This is a genomic window from Streptomyces sp. NBC_00557, from assembly GCF_036345995.1.
Taxonomy (GTDB): domain Bacteria; phylum Actinomycetota; class Actinomycetes; order Streptomycetales; family Streptomycetaceae; genus Streptomyces.
The window spans coordinates 2,578,079-2,595,226 of the sequence record NZ_CP107796.1 but is presented as its reverse complement, the minus strand read 5'-3'; the positions used below and the strand labels follow the sequence as shown (position 1 = coordinate 2,595,226).

At 72.6% G+C, this 17,148-nt stretch carries 9 protein-coding genes; 4 read left to right on the top strand and 5 right to left on the bottom strand.

What is annotated here, in order from left to right; all coding sequences use genetic code 11:
- Window positions 1-51 precede the first annotated feature (51 nt).
- From OG956_RS10680 to OG956_RS10665, 4 genes are all read right to left on the bottom strand, one after another.
- The gene (locus OG956_RS10680) at window positions 52-1,698 is read right to left on the bottom strand and encodes a M4 family metallopeptidase (RefSeq protein ID WP_330337716.1); all 1,647 of its coding nucleotides are present in this window, start codon (window positions 1,696-1,698) and stop codon (window positions 52-54) included.
- Window positions 1,699-1,943: 245 nt separating this feature from the next.
- Window positions 1,944-3,983 carry a M4 family metallopeptidase gene (locus OG956_RS10675; RefSeq protein WP_330337715.1) on the bottom strand — a complete coding sequence of 680 codons (2,040 nt, stop codon included), beginning with the start codon at window positions 3,981-3,983 and terminating at the stop codon, window positions 1,944-1,946.
- A 351-nt stretch (window positions 3,984-4,334) separates the two neighbouring features.
- Window positions 4,335-6,098, bottom strand: coding sequence for an ABC transporter ATP-binding protein (locus OG956_RS10670; protein WP_330337714.1), 1,764 nt, complete (start codon window positions 6,096-6,098; stop codon window positions 4,335-4,337).
- On the bottom strand, window positions 6,095-7,855 hold the full coding sequence (locus OG956_RS10665) for an ABC transporter ATP-binding protein (RefSeq protein ID WP_330337713.1): 1,761 nt from the start codon (window positions 7,853-7,855) through the stop codon (window positions 6,095-6,097). Before OG956_RS10665 ends, OG956_RS10670 begins: the two co-directional genes overlap by 4 nt.
- Window positions 7,856-8,141: 286 nt before the next feature.
- On the opposite strand from OG956_RS10665, the gene OG956_RS10660 reads away from it, so the two are divergent.
- Together OG956_RS10660 and OG956_RS10655 are read left to right on the top strand one after the other, a co-directional pair.
- Entirely contained in the window at window positions 8,142-9,944 is a 1,803-nt protein-coding gene (locus OG956_RS10660; RefSeq protein ID WP_330337712.1) for an ABC transporter ATP-binding protein, read from the top strand.
- Entirely contained in the window at window positions 9,941-11,809 is a 1,869-nt protein-coding gene (locus tag OG956_RS10655; protein WP_330337711.1) for an ABC transporter ATP-binding protein, read from the top strand. The genes OG956_RS10660 and OG956_RS10655 overlap by 4 nt, the downstream gene beginning before the upstream one ends.
- A 31-nt stretch (window positions 11,810-11,840) precedes the next feature.
- Here the strand turns inward: OG956_RS10655 and glgX are convergent, their stop codons facing one another.
- On the bottom strand, window positions 11,841-14,087 hold the full coding sequence (gene glgX, locus OG956_RS10650) for a glycogen debranching protein GlgX (RefSeq protein ID WP_330337710.1): 2,247 nt from the start codon (window positions 14,085-14,087) through the stop codon (window positions 11,841-11,843).
- Between the two features lie 263 nt (window positions 14,088-14,350).
- Here glgX and OG956_RS10645 point away from each other — a divergent pair, with 263 nt between their 5' ends.
- Together OG956_RS10645 and OG956_RS10640 are read left to right on the top strand one after the other, a co-directional pair.
- On the top strand, window positions 14,351-15,583 hold the full coding sequence (locus OG956_RS10645; RefSeq protein WP_330337709.1) for a L,D-transpeptidase: 1,233 nt from the start codon (window positions 14,351-14,353) through the stop codon (window positions 15,581-15,583).
- A gap of 339 nt (window positions 15,584-15,922) precedes the next feature.
- Window positions 15,923-17,095, top strand: a complete 1,173-nt coding sequence (locus OG956_RS10640; RefSeq protein WP_443065549.1) for a L,D-transpeptidase — start codon at window positions 15,923-15,925, stop codon at window positions 17,093-17,095.
- Window positions 17,096-17,148 lie beyond the last annotated feature (53 nt).

The following is a 17,148-nucleotide window of genomic DNA, read 5'->3' as shown; positions in this document are numbered from 1 at the left end:
GGTGCCGCCCCGCCTCGGCTACGCCCGCACTGGCTCTCGGTCAAGCCCGCACTAGTTGACGTTGACCGCCGTCCAGGCCGCCGCCACCGCCTTGTACTCGGTGCTGGTGGAGCCGTACAGCGCCGCCGCCGCGCTCAGGGTGCCCGTGCGGGCCGCCTTGTAGTTCGTCGTCGACGTGAAGTACGTGGTCAGCGCCTTGTACCAGATCTGCAGCGCCTTGTCCCGGCCGATGCCGGTGACCGTGGAGCCGTTGGAGGTGGGCGAGTTGTACGTCACTCCGTTGATCGTCTTCGAACCGCTGCCCTCCGAGAGGAGGTAGAAGAAGTGGTTCGCGACGCCGGACGAGTAGTGCACGTCCAGGTTGCCGACCGACGAGGACCAGTAGTCGGCGCTGCCGCCGTCCTTGCTGGGCTTGTCCATGTAGCGCAGCGGGGTGCCGTCGCCGTTGATGTTGATCTTCTCGCCGATGAGGTAGTCACCGGGGTCCTTGGCGTTGTTGGCGTAGAACTCCACGCCGGTGCCCATGATGTCGCTGGTGGCCTCGTTCAGGCCGCCGGACTCGCCGCTGTAGTCCAGGCCCGCGGTGTTGGCGGTGACACCGTGGCTCATCTCGTGACCGGCCACGTCCAGCGAGGTCAGCGGGTCGGCGTTGCCCTCGCCGTCGCCGTACGTCATGCAGAAGCAGCTGTCGTCCCAGAAGGCGTTGACGTAGCTGCTGCCGTAGTGGACGCGGGAGTAGGCGCCGACGCCGTCGTTCTTGATGCCGCTGCGGCCGAACGTGGACTTGTAGAAGTCCCAGGTCTCCTGCGCGCCGTAGGCGGCGTCGGCGGCCGCGGTCTGGTCGGAGGAGGAGGTGGAGGCGGTGCCGGTGCCGAAGGTGTTGGTCGAGTTGCTGACCAGCGTGCCCTTGCCGGACGTCTTGCGGGCCAGGTTGTAGGTCTTGTGGCCGCCGCGCGTGGCGTCGGTCAGGTTGTACGACGAGCCCGACTGCGTGGTGGTGAGGCTGACGGTGCCGGAGTACAGGGTCTTGCCGGTGCCGGTCGCGTTCTCGACGCCCTGGTACTCGAAGAGCTTCTTGCCGGTGGCGGCGTCGGTGATGACGTGCAGCTGGTTCGGGGTGCCGTCGTCCTGCAGGCCGCCCACGACGGTCTCGTAGGCGAGGACGGGCTTGCCGGAGCCGGCCCAGATCACCTTGCGGGCGCCGTCGGCCGCGGACTTGGCCGAGCCCAGGGTCTTCGCGGCGGACACCGCCTGCTTCTCGGCCTTGGCGGCGGAGATCTGCGGCTTGAGCGAGGCCACCTTGATGGCCGCCTTGGCCGCCTTGGTGACACCCTCCGTCTTGCCCGACTTGGCGGTGTGGACGATCAGGTCGCCGCCGAGCACCGGCAGGCCCGCGTAGGTGCGCTCGTAGCGGGTGTGCACGGTGCCGTCGTTGTCTCTCACGACGTCCTTGACGATCAGCTGCTCCTTGGCGCCGAGGCCCAGCTGCCGCGCGGTGTCGGCGGCGCCGGCCTGCGCCTGCTGTATCAGGGAGGTGCGGGCGGCCGCGGACAGCGCGGTGGGCGCGGCGGCGAGGGCGTGGGTGCTGCCGGCGGCGGTCGCCGTCGTGGTCAGACCGGTGGCGAGCAGGGCTCCGGCGGCGACGGCGGTGGCGATGGCCAGAGTGGTGCGCTTGTGGCGCGCGTAGCGGGGAGTCACGCAAGCTCCTTCAAGTGGGGGAGTCCGGGCCAGCGTGGGGTTACTGGCCGGAGTTGTGGGGTGAAGCTGAAGCTGTGCGGCGGGTGAGGGAAGAGTGACATTAAGGGCGCGTACATGTCAGGACCCTCAAGTGATGTTGGCCGAAAACCGACTGTCCGAGAAACGTTGCGGGCGTGTTAACCGGTGCGGTCCAGAGGTGCCGGATGCTCGAACTGGGCCCTGTTTCCTGGACTTTCGCGGTCGGTTTACGGGAACGTCAGCTTCCAGCCGTTGATCGTTCCGGTGTCGTAGGTGGCCTGATCCTGCACCCTCAACGTCCACGTTCCGTCGGCCGGTTCGGCGGAGGCGTCGACCGTGTAGGTCTGCTTGACGTCGTCCGCCGAGTCGGAGGAGCTGAAGCTCTTCAGACGGTGGGCGGTGCCCGACGGGCCGACGAGGTCGATCACCAGGTCACCCCGCCAGGTGTGGGAGATGTCGACGCCGACCCGGAGGTTGGCCGGCGCGTTCCCGCTCCTGCCGGAAACCGTGATGGTGGAGGTGACGGCCGGTCCGTTGTCCGGGATGGCGACCGGGGTGCTGCTCTCGTACGTCGTACCGCCGCCGCCCCCTCCGCCGTCGGAGCGCGACCCCACCGCCACGGCCGCCCAGGCGTCCTGCACCGCCTTGTACTCGGCGCTGGAGGCGCCGTACAGCTCGCCGGCCGCCGCGAGGGTGCCGGTGCGGGCGCCGGCGTAGTCGGTGGTGGAGGTGAACTCGGTGGTCAGCGCCCGGTACCAGATCTGCAGCGCCTTGTCCCGGCCGATGCCGGTGACCGGAAGGCCGTCCGCCGTGGGCGAGTCGTAGCCGACGCCGTTGATCACCTTGGCGCCGCTGCCCTCGCTCAGCAGATAGAAGAAGTGGTTGGCGACGCCGGAGGAGTAGTGCACGTCGAGGTCGCCTACGCCGTCGTACCAGCTGTCCGCCGACGAGCCGTCCTTGCTGGGCTTGTCCATGTAGCGCAGCGGGGTGCCGTCGCCGTTGATGTCGATCTTCTCGCCGATGAGGTAGTCGCCGGGGTCCTTGGCGTTGTTGGCGTAGAACTCCACGCCGGTGCCCATGATATCGCTGGTGGCCTCGTTCAGGCCGCCGGACTCGCCGCTGTACTCCAGGCCCGCGGTGTTGGAGGTGACGCCGTGGCTCATCTCGTGTCCCGCGACGTCCAGGGAGGTCAGCGGGTCGTTGTTGCCGGAGCCGTCGCCGTAGGTCATGCAGAAGCAGCTGTCGTCCCAGAACGCGTTCACGTACGAACTGCCGTAGTGGACGCGGGAGTAGGCACCGACGCCGTCGTTGCGGATGCCCGAGCGGCCGAAGGCGTTCTTGTACAAGTCCCAGGTCTCCTGTGCGCCGTAGTGCGCGTCCGCGCCCGCGGTGGCGGCGTTGGAGTTGGTGCCGTCGCCCCAGGTGTCGCTGCTCTGCGAGAACAGCGTGCCGGTGCCGCTGGTGCGGTGGCTGAGGTTGTACGTCTTGTGCCCGCCGCGGGTGCCGTCGGTCAGCGTGTACGCCGAGCCCGACTGCGTCGTCGTCAGCGAGACCTGGCCGCTGTAGCGGGTGTTGCCCACGCCGGTCTCGATGCCCTGGTACTCGTACAGCTTCTTGCCGGTGGTGGCGTCGGTGATGACGTGCAGCCGGTTCGGGGTGCCGTCGTCCTGGAGCCCGCCGATCACGGTCTCCCAGGCGAGCACGGGCCTGCCGCTCGCCGCCCAGATCACCGTGCGCACGCTGTCCGCCGCGGACCGGGCGCCGCCCAGGGCCTTCGCCCGCCGCACGGCCTGCTTCTCTGCGGCGGCCCTCGGCACGGCCGGGGTGAGGCGTCCCACCTTCAGGGCGGCGTGCGTGGCCTTGACGGCCTCCATGGTCTTGCCGGCCTTGTCGCTGTCGACGATCAGGTCGCCGCCGAGCACCGGAAGACCGGCGTAGGTGCGCTCGTAACGGGTGTGCAGGGTGCCGTCATTGTCCTTGACCACGTCCTTGACGACCAGCTTCTCCTTGGCGCCGAGGCCGAGGGAGCGGGCGGTGGCGGCCTTGGCTGCGTCGGCGCGGCGGATCAGCGCGACGCGCTGCGAGGGCGTGAGCACGGCCGCCGTGTGGGCCCTGTCGATCCCGCCGGGCCGGGGCTTCGCCGGTGCGGCCTGCGCCGCGCCCGACTGGACGGCGGCGGCGACCAGGGCAGCGACGCCGGCGAGGGCGACGGCGGCGGTGCGACGCGGGGTGTGGGGGGTGCGTCTGCGAGAGGATCTGCTTCTCAACACTGACTCCTTCTGCGGGCCGCTGGTCGCGCGGCCGGGGAGACCGGACGGTGGGTCGGGGGCGTCCGGGCAGAGCAGGGCGGTACGCGGAACCATGTGCAGGCCGGCTCGCACGGAGCGGGTGGGGCTGTGGGGTTGCTGTGAGCCGGCTTTGGCAGCGTGACAGGGGATCGGCAGACCTGTCAGGAGCGCGTCACGAATATGGCCGGAAATGGTTCGTTGACCGGATGTTCATGTTCGGTATACGAACGTCCTCTTGCGGTACGGGAAAACGCCCCCCAGCGGTACGGGGATACGCCCCCTGGCGGTACGGGAAGAACGTCCCCCAGCGGTGCGGGAAAGGGACCGGGCCTACTTCTCCGCCGTGTCCCCGTGCCAGGTCCGCCACAGTGCCGCGTACGCGCCGCCGGCCGTCACCAGGTCCTCGTGCGTGCCCAGTTCCGTCAGGCGGCCGTCCTCCATGACCGCCACCCGGTCGGCGTCGTGGGCCGTGTGCAGGCGGTGCGCGATGGCGATCACCGTACGACCCTCCAGGACGGCGGCGAGGGCGCGTTCGGTGTGCCGGGCCGTGGTGGGATCCAGCAGCGCGGTCGCCTCGTCCAGGATCAGGGTGTGCGGGTCGGCGAGCACCACGCGGGCCAAGGCGAGTTGCTGGGCCTGGGAGCCGTCGGTGGACCGGCCGCCCGCGCCCAGCCGGGTGTCGAGGCCGTCCGGCAGCTCGCGTACCCAGTCGTCGGCGCCGACCGCCGACAGCGCCGCCCACAGATCGGCGTCCGTGGCCTCCGGCTCGGCGATCAGCAGGTTGTCGCGGACCGTGCCGAGGAACACGTGGTGCTCCTGCGTCACCAGGACCACCTGGCGGCGCAGCACCTCCGGCTCCAGATCGGCGACCGGCACCCCGCCCACCGTGACCGTACCGGCCCCGGGGCGGTCGACGCCCGCGAGGAGCCTGCTCAGCGTGGTCTTGCCGGCCCCGGACGGGCCCACCACCGCGAGCCGTTCCCCGGGCCGCACCGTCAGGTCCACGCCGCGCAGCACCTCACCGCCGCGCTCGTAGGCGTACCGGACCCCGCACACGTCGATGCGGTCGTCCACCGGCACGGGGGAGCGGGACGCGGCGGTGTCGCGGGGCGCCTGCGCCAGCCCCTCCACCCGGGCGAACGAGGCGCTGCTGCTCTGCAGTTCCTCGACCCGCATCAGGATCTGGTCCAGCGGCTCGGTGAACTGCCGCAGGTACAGCGCCGCGGCCACCACCGCCCCGACCCCGACCGCGCCCCGCTGGTGCAGCCAGCCGCCGAGCAGCAGCACGCCCGCCACCGGCACGGTGTACGTCACGTCGACCGCCGGGAAGAACACCGTCCGCAGGAACAGCGTGTAGAAGCGGGTACGGCGGGCGGCCTCCAGCACGTCCCGGCTCGCCGCGATCCGCCGCTGCCGCAGCCCGAACGCCTCGACGGTCCGGGCCCCGGCCGCCGTGGCGGCGACGACCTCCGCGACCTGGGAGGTGGCCGCGCCCTCGGCGAGATAGCCGTCCCGGGCCCGCCGCAGATACCAGCGCAGCGCCACCCAGATCGGGGTCAGCCCGAGCACCCCGAACGCCCCGAGCAGCGGGTCGAGCGCGAACACCGCCACCAGCACGAACAGCGCCTGCACGGTGTTGACCAGCAGCTCCGGGCCGACGTCCCGCAGGGTGGTGCCGACGATCGCCACGTCCGCCGTGCCCCGCGCGGTCAGGTCACCGGTGCCGGCCCGCTCCACCACGGACGCGGGCAGCGCCAGCACCCGCTCGACGTACTCCTCGCGCACCCGGGCCAGCGTCCGCTCCCCGAACCGGTAGCCCACGTACCGCGCCCAGCGGGCCAGCAGCAGCTGCGCCAGCGCGCACAGCAGGATCCACGGCGCGAGCCGGTCCACCGCGCCGACGCCCTGCCCGGCCCGCACGTCGTCCACGATCCGCCCGACCAGCCACGGCCCGACCAGTCCCGCGCCCGCCGCCAGCGCGTTCAGCAGCAGCGCGGCGGTGAACGCCCGCCCGTCGGCCCGCACCAGCCGCAGCGCGGCCCGCCGCACCCCCACCCGGTCCGCGACCGGCAGCAGCCCTTCCCCCGCCGTCACCGCGCGACCCCCTCCGTGTCGACGGCCTCCCCCGCGTCCGCGTTCCCTTCCGCGTCCGCGACTTCTTCCGTGTCCCGTGCCACCAGTGCCCGGTAACCCGGTTCCGTCGCGAGCAGCCGGCGGTGCGGGCCGCTCGCCGCGGCCTTGCCGTCGACCAGGAAGATCACCGTGTCCGCGCGGTCCAGCACCAGCGGCGACGTGGAGGTCACCAGCGTCGTACGGCCCTCCCGTGCCTCGCGCAGGCGGTGCGCGACCGTCGCCTCGGTGTGCGCGTCCAGCGCCGAGGTCGGCTCCACCGCCAGCAGCACCTCCGGGTCGGCGAGCAACGCCCGGACCAGCCGCACCCGTTGGCGCTGGCCGCCCGAGAGGCTGCGGCCCTGCCCGGACACCGGCGAGTCGGGGCCGTCCGGCAGCCCGCGTACGACATCCTCGGCGGCGGCCGCGTACAGGGCCCGGCCGAGCGCCGCCTCGTCGACGGGGCGCCCGGTCGCCACGACCTCCCGGAGCGGCCCCGCGAACAGGTCGGCCTCGTTGTCCGCGACCAGGATCCGCCCGCGCACGTCCGCCAGCGGCACCGCGTCCAGCCGTACCCCGCCCCAGGTGGCGTCGGTCGGCCCGAAGCGGCCCAGCCGGTCGACCACGGCGGCGGCCTCGGCGGGCCGGGCGGCGGCCAGCGCGGTCAGCCGGCCCGGCGCCACCCGCACCCCGGACGCCGGGTCGTGCAGTTCGGCCGGTCCCCCGGGCGCCGGCAGGGTGCCCTCGTCGGGTTCCGGCTCCAGCGCCAGCAGCCGTACCACCCGGCGGGCGGCCACCACGCCCCGGTTCAGGTCGTAGGCCATCTGCACGAAGAACGCCACCGGCCCGATCAGCACGGCGACATAGCCGTACACCGAGACCAGCTCGCCCACGGTGAGGGACCCCTGGGCCGTGAGCCGGGCGGCGAGCCAGGTCACCACGGCCAGGAACAGGGTGGGCAGGCCCACGCCGAGCGCCTGCACCCAGCCGGCCACCGCGCCCACCCGGTAGCCCTGGGCGCGCAGCCGCTGCGAGTCCTGCCGGAAGGCGTCCGCGAACAGCCGCTTGCCGCCGAGGCCGTTGAGGACGCGCAGCCCGCCCGCGAGGTCGCCGATGCGCGCGGTGAGCACGCCCTGCCGGTCCCGGTAGACGCTCTCCTCACTCTGCAGCCGTAACGTGAGCGGGCCGGTGACCAGCGCGAGCACCGGCAGCCCGAGCAGGACGACGGCGGCGAGCGGCGCCGAGACCGTCAGCAGCAGCCCGGCCACCACCACGTACACCACGGCGGAGCCGACGCCCGGCCCGATCACGGTCAGCGCCTGGGAGATGGTCTTCACGTCGCCGACCCCGATGGTCACCACCTCACCGGCCCCGGCCCGGCGCGGCAGCGCGGCCCCGAGCCGCACCACCTGCCCCATGACCACCTTCACCGTGCGGAAGTAGGAGTCCATCCGCACCCGGGTCATCGTGCGGTGCCGCATGGTGCCCAGCCAGGCGTTCACCGACCCGACCGCGAACATCACCGCGGACCAGGCGGCCAGCACCCCCGGCCGCCCCGGTACCAGCCCCTCGTCCACGGCCCGCGCCATCAGATACGGCTGCGCGGCCAGCAGCACCATCCACCCGCTGCCCAGCAGCGCCCCGGCCAGCGACCGGCCCGGCTGGCGCAGCACCAGCCACCACAGATAGCGCCAGCCGCCGCGCGCGTCGGGCGTGCCCGGATCCTCGTACGCGTCGATCATCCATCCCCCGATGGCTCGCCCCGCTGGGAGACGCCGAACCTATCGGGAACGGGCAAGCGCTTCCACGGAATATCGGCCGCCCGGGGCCTGTCCGGCCACGCGCCCCTAGGTCCTGTCGTCAAACTCCCGCCGTCCGCCCGGAGGGCGGGCCTCGCGGCGTCAGGTGCGTGCTCTGGGGGTCCCACCGGCGACGGGCCGGACGCGCAGGTCGTAGGACCAGCGACCGAGCCCGGCCCGGCCGAAACTCGGTGGGCGATGTCAGTGCCGGTCCGTACGCTCGCCAGTGATGCCCACGACACGTGCAACCACCGAGGACCGCTCCGCCGTTCGCACCCTGCTGCGGCTGTGGCCGTACGTCCGCCCCGTGCGGGTACGGCTGTTCACGGCCGCGTTCGTCGCGATCGTCGCCTCCTGCACCGGGCTGGTGATCCCGCTCGTGCTGAAGTGGATCGTGGACGGGCCGGTCGCCGGCCGGGACCCGGCCGGAGTCTGGCTCGGCGCGCTGTATCTGCTCCTGCTCGGGATCGCCGAGGCGATGCTGTTCGGCATACGGCGCTGGCTGGTCGCCCGCCCGCTGTCGCACGTCGAGGCGGAGATGCGGGCGGCCCTGTACGGCCGGCTGCAGCGGCTGCCCGTCGCCTTCCACGACCGCTGGGCCTCCGGCCAGCTGCTGTCGCGCGGCACCACCGATCTGATGCTGGTGCGCATGTTCCTGGCCTTCCCGCTGACGTTCCTGCTGGTCAACGGGGTCACCATCCTCGTCGGCGTGGTGATCATGCTGATGCAGGACTGGGTGCTGGGCCTGGTCATCCTCGGTCCCGCGGTCCCCGTGATGTGGACCTGCGCGATCTTCGAGCGGCGGTACGCGCTGGTGGCGCGGCGCGCCCAGGACCAGGTGGGCGACCTGACGACGGTCGTCGAGGAGAGCGTGCTCGGCATCCGCATCATCAAGGGCTTCGGCCGGCACCGCAGCCAGGCCCGGGCGTTCCGCGAACTGGCCCACACCCTGCGCGGCACGGAGCTGCACAAGGCGCGGCTGCTGGCGGTGATCTGGGGCGTCATCGTGACCCTGCCGGAGCTGGCCATCGGGGCGGCGCTGGTGCTCGGCGCGGTCCGGGTGGCCGACGGCGGGCTGTCGGCGGGCACCCTGGTCGCCTTCCTGAGCACCGCCCTCGCGCTGCGCTGGCCGGTGGACTCCATCGGGTTCCTGCTGGCGATGAGCCAGGAGGCGGCGACGGCGACGGAGCGGTACTTCGAGGTGATGGACGAGGTGCCGGAGGACGACGCGGCGCCATCCGGCAGGCGCGGGCCCGCCCGACCCGCCGGCTCCGGACTCCGCTTCGAGAACGTCTCGTTCCGCTACCCCGACGCACCCCCCGGCTCCCCGCCCCTGCTCACCGGCATCGACCTGCACATCCGCCCCGGCGAGTCCATGGCCCTCGTCGGGGCCACCGGCAGCGGGAAGACGACGCTCACCGCCCTCGTCCCCCGTCTGCACGAGGTCACCTCCGGCCGGATCACCCTCGACGGCGTCGACATCACGGCGATGCCCCGTGAGGAACTGCGCGCCAAGGTCGCCGTCGCCTTCGAGGAACCCACCCTGTTCTCCACGAGCGTCGGCGAGAACGTCCTCATGGGCGCCCCGGACGGCGCCGGGAAGCCGGACCTGGACCGGGCGCTCGCCGTCGCGCAGGCCGAGTTCGCGCACGCCCTCCCGCAGGGCACCGACACCCGCGTCGGCGAACAGGGCCTGAGCCTCTCCGGCGGCCAGCGGCAGCGCCTCGCACTGGCCCGCGCGGTGGTCGGCAGACCGGAGTTCCTGGTGCTGGACGACCCGCTGTCCGCCCTGGACGTGCACACGGAGGCCGCCGTGGAGGCCGCGCTGCGCCAGGTCCTCGCCGACACCACCGCGCTGATCGTGGCCCACCGCCCGTCGACGGTGCTGCTCGCCGACCGGGTCGCCCTGCTCTCCGGCGGCCGGATCGCCGCCGTCGGCACCCACCAGGAACTGCTGCGCACCAACGCCGAGTACGCGCATCTGATGTCCGGCGAACCCGCGTACGCCGGGGACACGGAGGACTCCCGTTGACGACCACGACCGCCTCCACCCCCACCGCCGAGGACGACGAACTCCCCGGCCCGCACCGGGACGGCGACGGCGGCGGTGACGTCTTCGACCGGGACGTCCTGCCCGCCCCGCCCGGCGCCACCGCCGCCCTGCTGCGCTCCCTGCTCGCACCGCTGAAGGCGCGGGTGGCGGTGACCACGCTGCTGCTGCTGTTGCAGCAGGCGGCGGTGCAGGCCGGCCCGCTGCTGGTGGCGTACGCCATCGACAACGCCGTACCGGCGTTCCGGGACCGCCGGCACGGCCCGCTGTTCGCGGTGGCGGCCGGCTATCTGCTGTGCGCGCTGCTCTCCGGCACCCTGCAGTTCGCGTTCATCCGGGCGTCCGCGCGGGTCAGCCAGGACGTGCTGCTGGACCTGCGGGACCGGATCTTCCGGCACGCGCAGGCGCTGAGCATCGACTTCCACGAGCGGTACACGTCCGGACGGCTGATCTCCCGCTCCACCACGGACGTGGAGTCGCTGCGCGAACTGCTCGACGACGGCCTCCAGGAACTGGTGACCGTCGTGCTGTCCTTCGTCTACATCTCGGCGATGCTGCTCTGGCTGGACCTCGGCCTGGGCGCGGTGGCGGTGGCGTCCTTCGTGCCGCTGTACCTGCTGGTCAGGCTCTACCAGCGCCGGGCGGCCCGGGTGTACGGGGCGCGGTCCACGGCGATCGCCAAGGTGATCGTGAAGTTCGTGGAGACGATGAACGGCATCCGCCCGGTGCGCGCCTTCCGCCGGGAGGCCGCCAACGACGCCGAGTTCGCCGTGCTCAACCGGCGGCACGAACGCACGAACGGCGACGCCCTGCTGGAGATGGCCCGCTATGTGGTGGGTTCCCGGCTGGTGGCGAACACGGCGGTCGCGGGGATCGTGCTGTGGGGCGCCTACCGGGTGGCGTCCGGCTCGCTGGAGCTGGGCGTGCTGGCGGCGTCGGTGCTGTACCTGCGGCGGCTGTACGACCCGATCGACCGGCTGGGGATGTTCCTGAACTCCTACCAGTCGGCGGCCGCCTCCCTGGAGAAGATCGCCGGGCTGCTGGCGCAGACCCCGTCCGTGCCGGAGCCGGCCACGCCGCGTGAACTCCCTCCGTCGAAGGGAGACTTCCCGGGCCGCGAGGTCGTCTTCGAGGGCGTCCGGTTCTCCTACCGCACCGGCGGCGAGGTGCTGCCCCGCTTCGACCTGACCCTGCCCGCCGGGCAGACGGTCGCCGTGGTCGGCTCCACGGGCGCCGGCAAGTCCACGCTCGCCAAGCTGCTGGCCCGCTTCTACGACCCCACCGAGGGCCGGGTCCTGCTCGACGGGGTCGATCTGCGCGAGCTGCCCGTGCCGGAACTGCGGCGCGGGGTGGTCATGGTGACCCAGGAGGCGTTCCTGTTCTCCGGCACGGTCGCCGACAACATCGCGATCGGCCGGCCCGACGCGAGCCGGGAGGAGATCGAGCGGGCGGCGAAGGCGATCGGCGCGCACGAGTTCATCAGCGCGCTGCCCGACGGCTACGACACCGACGTGCGCAAGCGCGGCGGCCGCATCTCGGCCGGGCAGCGCCAGCTGGTCGCCTTCGCCCGGGCGTTGCTCGCCGATCCGGCGGTGCTGATCCTGGACGAGGCGACCAGCTCGCTGGACATCCCCGGCGAACGGGCCGTGCAGCGGGCGATGGCGACCGTGCTGCGGGGCCGTACGGCGGTGGTGATCGCCCACCGGCTGTCGACCGTGGAGATCGCCGACCGGGTGCTGGTGATGGAGCACGGCCGGATCGTGGAGGACGGCCGCCCCGAGGAACTGATCGCCGGCACGGGCCGGTTCGCGGACCTGCACCGGGCGTGGCGGGACAGCCTGGCCTGACGGCCGCAGGCCGCCGCAGGCCGCGGGGCCGTCAGACCACGCGCAGCAGCAGCACCGACCGCTCCGGCACCGAGATCCGCGTCCCCGCCGGACGGACCGTGCCCGGCGCCTCCGCCTGGTCCTCGCGGGCGGTGTCCACGACCACCTCGTACCCGTCCGCCCAGGGCCGCCCCGGCAGGACGAAACCCGTCGGCTCCTCGCCCGCGTGCAGGATCGCGAGGAAGCTGTCGTCGGTGACCGGCGCGCCCCGCTCGTCGCGGCCCGGGATGTCCCGGCCGGAGAGGTACATGCCGAGCGTGGCGGCGGGGGCGTACCAGTCGCCCTCGGTCATCTCCTCCCCCCGCGCGGTGAACCAGGCCAGGTCGCGCAGCCCGTCCGCCGAGTGGGCGCGGCCCGAGAAGAAGGCGCGGCGGCGCAGCACCGGATGCCGGTGGCGCAGGGCGATCAGCCGGGAGGTGAGGTCGAACAGGGGCCGCCACGCGGGGTCGTCCAGCAGCGACCAGTCCAGCCAGCTCACCTCGTTGTCCTGGCAGTAGGCGTTGTTGTTGCCGCGCTGGGTGCGGCCGAGTTCGTCACCGGCCACCAGCATGGGCACACCCGTGGACAGCAGGAGCGTCGTCAGCAGGTTCCGCAGCTGGCGGCGGCGCAGCGCCCGCACCCCCTCGTCGTCCGTCTCGCCCTCCGCCCCGCAGTTCCAGGAGCGGTTGTCGTCGGTGCCGTCGCGGTTGTCCTCGCCGTTGGCCTCGTTGTGCTTGCGCTCGTACGACACCAGGTCGCGCAGCGTGAACCCGTCGTGCGCGGTGACGAAGTTGACCGAGGCGTACGGGCGCCGGCCGCCCCAGGCGTACAGGTCGCTGGAGCCGGACAGGCGGTAGCCCATCTCGCGGACGTCCGGCAGGGCGTGCCGCCAGAAGTCCCGTACGGCGTTGCGGTAGCGGTCGTTCCACTCCGTCCACAGCGGAGGGAACGCGCCGACCTGGTAGCCGCCCGAGCCGATGTCCCACGGCTCGGCGATCAGCTTCACCCGGCGCAGCACGGGGTCCTGGGCGATGACCGCCAGAAAGGGCGAGAGCATGTCGACGTCGTGCATCGAGCGGGCCAGCGCCGCCGCGAGGTCGAAGCGGAAGCCGTCCACGCCCATCTCGGTCACCCAGTAGCGCAGCGAGTCGGTGATCAGGCGCAGCACCTGCGGCTGCACGACGTGCAGGGTGTTGCCGCAGCCGGTGTAGTCGGCGTACCGGCGGGGGTCGTCCTGCAGGCGGTAGTAGCCGCGGTTGTCGATGCCCTTCAACGACAGCGTGGGGCCCAGCTCGTTCGCCTCCGCCGTGTGGTTGTAGACCACGTCGAGGATCACCTCGATGCCGGCCGCGTGCAGCGCGCGCACCATCCGCTTGAACTCGCCGACCTGCTGGCCCGTCGTACCCGAGGCGGCGTAGGCGGCGTGCGGGGCGAAGTAGCCGATGGAGTTGTAGCCCCAGTAGTTGGTCAGGCCCCGGCGCAGCAGGTGGTCCTCGTGCGCGAACTGGTGGACCGGGAGCAGTTCCACGGCGGTGACGCCCAGCCTCACCAGGTGCTCGATCGCCGCCGGGTGCGCCAGGCCCGCGTACGTGCCGCGCAGCTCCGGCGGAATCCCCGGGTGCAGCCTGGTGAAGCCGCGCACGTGCAGTTCGTAGATCACCGAGTCCGCCCAGGGCGTCTTGGGCCGCCGGTCGTCGGACCAGTCGTCGTCATCGTGGACGACGACGCCCTTGGGGACGTACGGCGCCGAGTCCCGGTCGTCGCGCACGGTGTCGGCGACGTACTGCTCGGGCCAGTCCCTGACATGCCCGTACACCTCCGGCGGCAGGCCGAACTCGCCGTCCACGGCGCGCGCGTAGGGGTCCAGCAGCAGCTTGGCCGGGTTCCAGCGGGCGCCGGTCCACGGGTCCCAGCGGCCGTCCACCCGGTAGCCGTACCGCTGACCCGGCATCACGCCGGGCACGAAGCCGTGCCAGATCTCGTGCGTCAGTTCGGTCAGCGGGATCTGCGTCTCCCGCCCCCGTTCGTCGAACAGGCAGACCCGGACCCCCTCCGCCCCGCCCGCCCACAGCGCGAAGTTGGTGCCCGCGACCCCGTCCGGGCCGACCCGGAACCGGGCCCCCAGGGGCGTGGGGGCGCCCGGCCACACCACGGGGGCCGGCACCGCGGCGCGCCGGGCGCCGTTCGCCACGGCCGGCCGCTGCCCGGTCCCGGCGGCCGGTTCCCCGGCCGGTGCCCGCTGCTCGGCTGCGCTCGTCACCTGTCGGCCCCTCTTTCAGTGGCTCGGCCCCGGGGCGGCGCGGGCGGGCCGGGCGCGTCCCACGGCGCCCGGCCCGCCCGGTACGGCTGCGCCCCGACGGCCGGGGCGCCCTCCGGATCGTGCCCTTTCAGCCGATCTGATCCGAAGGGCGCCCCTTCCGCACGGGCGCGGCGGCTCCCCAGCGTGTCGTCCTTCCCTCTGTTCTGCCCAGTGCGTGGGTCGCACTCACGTTTCCCCGGAGCGTGCGTGGTCGTTGAGTCCGCGTGAGGCATCGAGAAGGACGCGCGCGGCGCGCGGGAGCCGCGCTGGCCGCCGTACTGACATGGACGGCACTGCTGACAGGATGCTCGTCGGGCGGCTCGGGACCGCTCGGTCTCGACGCGGCGCCCGGCAAGCACCCGGCACCCGAGGACGTCATCCACATCACCCCCGACGACGGCAGCAGGGCCGTGCGCCCCGGCCGGCCGCTGCGGATCCGGGTCCCCGGCGGCCGACTGCAGAAGGTGACCGTCGTCCGGTCGCAGGACGCGCGGGACGCGCAGGCCGTGCCGGTCCCCGGGCGGATCAGCGCGGACGGCACGACGTGGCGGCCGGACGCGGACCGGCTGGTGCTCGCCGCCGAGTACACCGTCGACGTGGTGGCGCTGGACTCCGTGGGCCGCCGCTCGGCCCGGCACAGCACCTTCACCACGTTCGTCCCCGACGCGCGGTTCATCGGCTACGTCACCCCCGAGAACCACGCCGTGGTCGGCACCGGCATGATCGTCTCCCTGAGGTTCAGCCGGGAGATCGCCGACCGCGCCGCCGTCGAACGGGCCGTACGCGTCACCGCACGGCCCGGTGTGGAGATCCGCCCGCACTGGTTCGGCCGCAGCCGGCTCGACTTCCGCCCCGAGCGGTACTGGAGGCCCGGCACCGAGGTCACCGTCGACCTCAACCTGCGCGACGTCCAAGGGGCGCCCGGCGTCTACGGGCTGCAGGACAAGACGTTCTCGTTCACGATCGGCCGCAGCCAGGTCTCCCGGGTCGACGCGGCCCGGCACACCATGCAGGTGCTCCGGGACGGGCGGCTGCTCGCCACCGTGCCGATCACCGCGGGCGCCCCCGAGAACCCCACGTACAACGGCAGGATGGTGGTGATGGACATGCTGGAGGTCACCCGCATGGACAGCCGCACGGTCGGGTTCGGCGGCGAGTACGACATCCCCGACGTCCCGCACGCCCTCCGGCTCACCGACTCCGGGACCTTCGTGCACGGCAACTACTGGTCGCCGGACGCCCCGGGGCACGCCAACGTCAGCCACGGCTGCGTGGGCCTCAGGGACGTCAAGGGCGGCGGAGCGGACACCCCGGCCGGCTGGTTCTTCGACCGCAGTCTCGTCGGCGACGTCGTCGAGGTCGTGCACAGCGACGAGCGGACCGTCGACCCCGACAACGGGCTGGGCGGGTGGAACATGAGCTGGAAGGAGTGGAAGGCGGGCAGCGCGGAGAAGTAACCGTTGAGGGGCCCCGGTTCGGGCGGCGGCGCGGCGGCGGAAGTTGCGACGGAACGGTGACATTCGCCTGACACCCCGCCCATAACCAGGCGGTTAATATGCGCGCACCAGTGTGGCGGGGAGCGGACCTGACCAGGTCCGGCGAGGGGAGACAACTTGAACATGCGGCCTGTACGGGGGGCGTCGAGAGTGGGGCCGATGAGGGAGCCGCAGGGGCGCGCCGGTGTCGGGAGGGCGGCCGCGCGGAGGCCCGAAGGGGTGAGCACGGGCGGCCTCCCGACACCGGCTGAAGCGCCCCGGAGGCGAGCGACCGGAAAAGAGGGGCGGGGCCGTGGGGGAGTGGCGCTGATATCCGGGGCCCTCGTGCTCGCCCTCGCCGCGTGTGGCGGTGGCGGCGGCACGGGGGCCGACGGCAAGGGGAAGGACTCCAGCACCCAGCAGGGCAAGCAGCAGTCCGCCGCCGCCGTCACCATCTCGCCCAGGTCCGGCGCCACCGGCGTCGACACCAGCGGCGCGCTCAAGGTGAGCGTCGCGAAGGGCAAGCTGACCGAGGTCACCGTCAAGGACGCCAAGGGTCACACGGTCGCCGGCACCCTCACCGGCGGTGGCGCCTCCTGGACGCCCTCCACCCATCTCGCCGCGTCCACCACGTACACGGTGCACGCGGTCGCCAAGGACTCCGCGGGCCGCGAGGCCGCCGAGGACTCCCGGTTCACCACCCTGACCCCGAAGAACACCTTCCTCGGCTACTTCACCCCGGAGGACGGCTCCACCGTCGGCGTCGGCATGCCGTTCTCCGTGAACTTCACCCGGGGCATCACGCACCCGGACGCCGTCGAGAAGGCCATAAAGATCAGGACCGAGCCGGCCGTGGACGTCGAGGGCCACTGGTTCGGCAACGACCGCCTGGACTTCCGCCCGGAGAAGTACTGGAAGGAAGGCACCAAGGTCACCGTCGACCTCGACCTCGACGGTGTCGAGGGCCGCGACGGCGTCTACGGCAAGCAGCACAAGACGATCAGCTTCACGATAGGCCGCAACCAGGTCTCGATCGTGGACGCCAAGAAGCACACGATGAAGGTCACCCAGGACGGCAAGGTCGTCAGGACCCTTCCGGTCACCACCGGCAAGCCCGGCTACGACACCTGGAACGGCCAGATGGTCATCAGCGAGAAGCTGACCGTCACCCGGATGAACGGCGAGACGGTCGGCTACGGCGGCGAGTACGACATCAAGGACGTCCCGCACGCCATGCGCCTGACCACCTCCGGCACCTTCCTGCACGGCAACTACTGGGGCGGCGGCGCCTTCGGCAACTACAACGCCAGCCACGGCTGCGTCGGCCTGCGCGACGTGCGCGGCGGCTACGACGGCTCCACCCCGGCGGCCTGGATGTTCAACCACTCGATCATCGGCGACGTGGTGATCGTGAAGAACTCCCACGACCGCACGGTGGACCCGGCGAACGGCCTCAACGGCTGGAACATGCCGTGGGCGGACTGGACGAAGTAGGACCCGACCGACGTAAGGGGCCCGGTGCTGTGATCCACGGCACCGGGCTCACT

What these genes read in the sequence shown, in the direction of transcription:
- OG956_RS10665 (WP_330337713.1), bottom strand. Translation starts at nt 7,855, where the DNA reads ATGATCGACGCGTACGAGGATCCGGGCACGCCCGACGCGCGCGGCGGC.
- OG956_RS10660 (WP_330337712.1), top strand. Translation starts at nt 8,142, where the DNA reads ATGCCCACGACACGTGCAACCACCGAGGACCGCTCCGCCGTTCGCACC.